Annotated in this window: 2 tRNA genes; both read right to left on the bottom strand. The window is 43.2% G+C overall.

The annotated features are described in order from the left end of the window. Positions 1 to 231: 231 nt before the first annotated feature. A tRNA-Ala gene (locus tag M72_RS14895) sits at positions 232 to 304 on the bottom strand. A gap of 7 nt (positions 305 to 311) precedes the next feature. Continuing rightward, positions 312 to 385 (bottom strand) — tRNA-Ile (locus tag M72_RS14890). Positions 386 to 470 lie beyond the last annotated feature (85 nt).

Below are 470 nucleotides of genomic sequence, written 5' to 3'. Positions count from 1 at the left end.
TCGGCTCTTAGTGCCAAGGCATCCACCCTGCGCTCTTTTTTGCTTGATTATTCAATCCTCGTTATCATAGCGTTGATAACTTCTGTAGTACTTTTCTAATGTACTACTGTTATTAAAGAACTTTACGGTTATTACGATGTCTTGATCAAATAGATATTTAATCATCTTATCATTCTGTATGAAGTTTTCAAAGTACATTTCTCAGCAGATATTATTTTCATCCGCTGATAATGGAGACGGAGAGATTCGAACTCTTGACCCCCTGCTTGCAAGGCAGGTGCTCTCCCAACTGAGCTACGCCCCCATTCTAATGGGCTTAAGTGGACTCGAACCACCGACCTCACGCTTATCAGGCGTGCGCTCTAACCGGCTGAGCTATAAGCCCATAAATCTAGCATCCACCTACCTTCCCATACCGTTACCAGTATAGTATTATCGGCCGCTTAAGTCTTAACCATCGTGTTCGGGAT

The organism is Roseburia faecis, assembly GCF_001406815.1.
Lineage (GTDB): Bacteria > Bacillota > Clostridia > Lachnospirales > Lachnospiraceae > Roseburia > Roseburia faecis.
Note: the sequence above shows the minus strand (reverse complement) of the source record. Positions and strands in the feature narration are given on the sequence as shown.